Raw genomic sequence first — 5147 nt, 5'->3', positions numbered from 1 at the left:
TGGCCGACCTGATCGCCGCGGCCGACGTCCCCGCCGCGCGCGCCGCCCGGCGCGCCCTCGCCGGCGAGTTCTCGCGCCGGGCCGAGGCCCTCGCCGGCGACCTGCTCGCGATCCGCGTCCACGTCGAGGCGGCGATCGACTTCGCCGACGAACCGCTCGACACCCTGGGCGGTTCGGCCCTGCGCGCGCGCTTCGCCGCCGCTTCGGCCTCGCTCGACGACCTGCTCGCCGCGGCCGAACGCGGTCGCCGCCTGCGCGACGGCCTGCATGCGGTGATCGTCGGCCCCCCGAATGCCGGCAAGAGCTCGCTGTTGAACGCCTTGGCCGGCAGCGACCGCGCCATCGTCACCGACATCGCCGGCACCACCCGCGACCTGCTGCACGAGACGGTCAAGCTCGACGGCGTCGAACTGACCCTGGTCGACACCGCCGGCCTGCGCGACGGCGGCGATGCGATCGAGCGCGAAGGCATGCGCCGCGCCCGCGGCGAACTCGAACGCGCCGACCTGGCGATCGTGGTGCTCGACGCGAGCGATCCGGAAACCGGCTTGCAGGCGGTCGCCGAGGCGATCGCCGAGGTGCCGGTGCGGCTCTACGTCTACAACAAGATCGACCTGATCGAATCCGACTACGGCTCGCCGACGCCGGTCGACATCGGCGGCGAAGACCGCGTGTTCGTCTCCGCGCGCAGCGGCGCCGGCCTCGACGGCCTGCACGCGCGCTTGCGCGCCCTGGCCCAGGGCGATACCGCCGAGTCTTCGGAAGGCGCCTTCACCGCGCGCGCCCGTCATGTCGACGCCCTGCTGCGCGCGCGCGAAGAACTCGACGACGCGCGGGTGCAACTCGATCACGAGATGCTCGACCTCGCCGCCGAGGCCCTGCGCCAAGCGCACGAAGCGCTCGGCGAAATCACCGGCCGCGTGCGCGCCGACGATCTGCTGGGGCATATCTTCTCGAGCTTCTGCATCGGCAAGTAGCGCGGCGTCGGGTCGCGACCGGCGATCGCGTTGTTTCGGTTTCGCCTCGTCGTTTTCCGTAGCTCCAAGGGCACAGCGGCGTAGGCGGCGACCGCGCTGGCCCAGCCTCGCGGCGTCACTGGCCGCAGCCCCTGTAGGAGCGGCGTAAGCCGCGACCAAGGCACTCGCAGAGTCCATAACGCGAAGGTCACCGGTCGAAGCCGTTAACTCTCGCGGGGTAGAAGCGACGCAAGTCGCGACCGCGTCGGCACGACCTCACGGCGTTCCTGGCCGCAGTCCCTGTAGAAGCGGCGTAAGCCGCGACCAAGGCACGCGCAGAGTCCACAACGCGGAAGTCACCGGTCGAAGCCGTTAACTCTCGCGGGGTAGGAGCGACGCAAGTCGCGACCGCGTCGGCACGACCTCACGGCGTTCCTGGCCGCAGTCCCTGTAGGAGCGGCGTAAGCCGCGACCAAGGCACGCGCAGAGTCCACAACGCGGAAGTCACCGGTCGAAGCCGTTAACTCTCGCGGGGTAGGAGCGACGCAAGTCGCGACCGCGTCGTCTCCGGTTGCGGCGTTTCTTGCCGCAGGACGGTGAAGCAACAGCAAAGCTTCCGCCCCCTAAAGGGTGCGGGTAACTTTCTTTTGTCCAAAGCAACAAAAGAAAGTCACCAAAGAAAAGTGCTTTTCCCTGCAAGGGCACAAGCCCGCATGATCGATGCCGACGCAGGGATGCTCCAGACAGGCCATCCATGGCCTGCTTGCGCACGGCCCGCCTCCCTGCGGGCCGCCCTACGGGTCTGCTTTTGACCGGCAAAGCGCCAAGCAAAGCCATAAAGCAAACCAGATCAAAATCCCGACAACGACAACGACAACGACAACGACAACGACAACGGCGCCGCGTACCGACCACTGTAGGAGCGGCGTAAGCCGCGACCGCGCAATCCCAATCGCCTACGCCGCGGGCCGCAGGTTCGCGGTCGCGGCTTGCGCCGCTCCTACCCCGGCGAAAGAGACGCCGCTTCGATGGATGACATAGGCATCATTGTCTCTGCGCGTTCCGTGGTCGCGACTCACGTCGCTCCTACAGGGAGGTGGCGTCGCGCGCGTCGGCTGTTTGCGGCTTTGGCCGTTGCTTTTGCTGTGCGTCGCCGAGCACTCGCGAAGGCAATCGAAGACCCGGAGGGCGGCGCCCAGGGATGCGCGCCGTTTTTCATCGGGACAGGGAGGTCCCGTATGAAAAATCACTGCGTCGGCATCGCTCGTGCGGGCTTGTGATCTAGAGAAAAGCACTTTTCTTTGGTTACCTTTCTTTTGTTGCTTATGACAAAAGAAAGTAACCCGCCGCTTTAGTGGCGGAAGCTTTGGGTTTGATCTTGATCGATTAGACGAAAGAGGCGCCGCAAGACCGTAACGACGCGGTCGCGGCTTGCGCCGCTCCTACCCGGCGAAAGCGCGCCGCTTCGATGGATGACGACGGCTTGTTACTTCAGCGCGTCCCATGGTCGCGGCTCGCGCCGCTACCCTGACGGCTACGGCCGGCATCGGCGTGATGTTGAGAGGTCGCGGTCGCGACTCACGTCGCTCCTACAGGGGAGGGTTGGTTACGCTGATCGAGAAAGAGCGAAGCTTCCGCCAACCGCCAACCGCCAACCGCCAACCGCCAACCGCCAACCGCCAACCGCCAACCGCCAACCGCCAACCAACTTCCAACCTCCAACAACGGCGACGGCAACGACGGCGGCGACAGCCAGCGGCCAACGGCCGAAAGTATCCAGGACGAACTCGCTCACGCCGCCGCAACCACCTGCTTCCGCGCGATCAGCGTCCCGCCGCCGCGATCAGCGTCCCAACACCCCGAACACCACCACCGCCGCGATCAACGCCGCCACCACCGCGAAGAAAATCTTGACCCAGCTGTAGGGGCGCTCGCCGGCGAGCTGGCCGGTGTAGCCGTTGGCCAGTACCTGGAAGCTGCGCGAGCCGTAGGTGTAGCTGACCAGCCAGACCGGGACCAGGATGTGCTTGAAGGTGCGGCCGCGATAAGTGGCGTCGACCTGCAGATTGCGCTGGGTGTCGCCCGGGACTTGCGCCGAACACAGGCTGCGGGTCTGTTCCTGCATCGAGCTTTCGCTGAGCACCGAGGCGGCGCGCAGGTCGACCTGGTAGCGCTCGACGATCCAGCCGCGCACGAACTCGGGCGAGTAGGGCTTGAGGTCGCTGGTGGTCGGGAACTGGCCGATCTGCTGCAGCAGGTTCGCGTGCACGCCGACCGTGCCGGGCACCAGGTCGTCGTCGAAGAAATGCTGCAACGACCCGGCCGCGGGTTCCCAGCGGGTGTGGCGCACCTGGCGGGTCTTGCGCTGGCCGTTCTCGAAGTAGCTCTCGGTCTCGTAGTAATAATGACCGGCCTCCGCGGTCCACTCCGCCGAGACATGGGCGTCGAACGTCCAGTACGGCAGGTACACGCCTTTGAGGGTGTCGGTAAGGGCCGCGTTCTTGAGCCGGTTCGGCGCGAACCAGCGGGTGCCGTACCACTTGCGGATGCTGTCGCGGACCTGGCCGTCGCTGATCTTGAACGGCAGCAGGCTCTGCGGGGTGATCGCGTCGCCGAGCGATTCGTGGTCGATCACCGCCGGCGAGCCGCAGAACTCGCAGCGCTGTGCGACCTTGCCGTCGACGAACACCGAGATCGCCTTGCAGCTCTGGCACTGCACTTCTCGGCGCTCGCCGCCACCGCCGTAGCCGCGCTGATCGCTGGGGTGGTGAGCGAGAGCGCTGACCAGATCCAGTTCCACGACCTGCTCGCCCAGCGCTTCCTGCGCGGGCGACCACGGCACGATCGTGCCGCAGTAGGGGCAGGCCAGGGATTGCTTGGCCGCATTCCATTGCAGATCCCCGCCGCACTCCGGGCAGGGATGCTTGCCGACGGTGGCGTTATCCATCAGCCGCGCAGGAATTCTTCGAGGGCGGCCTTGGCGATGCGGGTGGCGCTGCCGATCTTGCGGGCCTTGAGTTCGCCCGCGGCGATCGCGGCCATCACGTCCTCGACCGAGACGCCGAGCGCGGCGGCGGCCTGCTCGGGGGTCAGCACCTCGAGCGCGTTGCCGCCTGGCAACGGCGGCGGCGTCGCGCCGGCGGGAGCCTGCGCCTGTCCGCTCTGCATGCTGCGCATCATCTCCTGGGCGATGCCGAAACCGACCGCCATCTGCGCCGGCACCGCGGCGGCCGCGCCGGCTTCGCCGCCCTGGCCCATGGCGTGGCCCATCTGGAACTTCACGTAGTCGTTGAGGTTGCCGACCACGCCCATGCTCGAGCGCGCGTCGATGGCCTTCTCGACCTCCGGCGGCACCGAGACGTTCTCGAGCACGAAGGCGGTGATCTCGATGCCGTACTTGCCGGTCATGGCCGGGTTGATGATCGGCAGCAACGCGTCGCCGAGTTCGCCGTAGCGCGAGGCGACGTCGAGCGCCGGCACGTTGGCGGTCGCCAGCGCTTCGGTGAACACGCTGACGATGCGCGAACGCATGGTGTCGGCGAATTCGTCGAGGCGGAAATTCTGGTCGGTGCCGGCCACTTCCCTGAGGAACTTCGGTGCGTCGACGATGCGGAAATCGTAGGTGCCGAAGGCGCGCAGGCGGACCACGCCGAAGTCGGCGTCGCGCATCATCACCGGGTTCGAGGTGCCCCACTTGTTGCCGGTGAACAGGCGGGTGTTGAGGAAGTAGACGTCGCACTTGAACGGCGAGTCGAAGCCGTACTTCCAGCCCAGGATGGTCGACAGGACCGGGATGTTCTCGGTCTTGAGGGTGTGCTTGCCGGGTCCGAACAGGTCGGCGTACTGGCCGGCGGCGACGAACTGCACCTGCTGCGACTCGCGCACGATCAGCTGGGCGCCGTTCTTGATTTCCTTGTCGTCGTCCGGGTAACGGTACGACAGGGTGTCGCGCGAATCATCGGTCCACTCGATGATCTCCAGCAGCTCGCCCTTGATGAAACCCAGAATACTCATGTGCCGCTCCCTTCCTGTGGTGCGGCGATTCTAGAGCACACCGGGCTGAAGCCAGCGAGGACCGGAATCCGGCCGGGCGGCCGACTATTCGGACCCGACCGGCCCGCCTGCACGGGGTGGGCGGGGCGGTTGCGCACCGACGGCGCAGACCGGCCCCGACCGGGCCGGCGCACGGCC

Annotated in this window: 3 protein-coding genes; 1 reads left to right on the top strand and 2 read right to left on the bottom strand. The window is 67.1% G+C overall.

The window, feature by feature from the left end:
• On the top strand, window positions 1-977 hold a 977-nt coding region (locus ACSAMQ_RS19850), incomplete at its 5' end, for a tRNA modification GTPase (protein ID WP_435397309.1).
• 1822 nt (window positions 978-2799) lie between these two features.
• On the opposite strand, the gene ACSAMQ_RS19845 is transcribed toward ACSAMQ_RS19850, so the two are convergent.
• Together ACSAMQ_RS19845 and ACSAMQ_RS19840 are read right to left on the bottom strand one after the other, a co-directional pair.
• Window positions 2800-3903, bottom strand: coding sequence for a hypothetical protein (locus tag ACSAMQ_RS19845; RefSeq protein WP_435397308.1), 1104 nt, complete (start codon window positions 3901-3903; stop codon window positions 2800-2802).
• On the bottom strand, window positions 3903-4970 hold the full coding sequence (locus tag ACSAMQ_RS19840; protein WP_435397307.1) for an SPFH domain-containing protein: 1068 nt from the start codon (window positions 4968-4970) through the stop codon (window positions 3903-3905). Before ACSAMQ_RS19840 ends, ACSAMQ_RS19845 begins: the two co-directional genes overlap by 1 nt.
• Between the last annotated feature and the right edge of the window lie 177 nt (window positions 4971-5147).

Source organism: Lysobacter sp. 1R34A (assembly GCF_051217035.1).
GTDB lineage: Bacteria > Pseudomonadota > Gammaproteobacteria > Xanthomonadales > Xanthomonadaceae > Lysobacter.
Note: the sequence above shows the minus strand (reverse complement) of the source record. Positions and strands in the feature narration are given on the sequence as shown.

Excerpts from the sequence above, each read along its gene's own strand:
- ACSAMQ_RS19845 (WP_435397308.1), bottom strand. The coding sequence starts at position 3,903 with ATGGATAACGCCACCGTCGGCAAGCATCCCTGCCCGGAGTGCGGCGGG.
- ACSAMQ_RS19840 (WP_435397307.1), bottom strand. The coding sequence starts at position 4,970 with ATGAGTATTCTGGGTTTCATCAAGGGCGAGCTGCTGGAGATCATCGAG.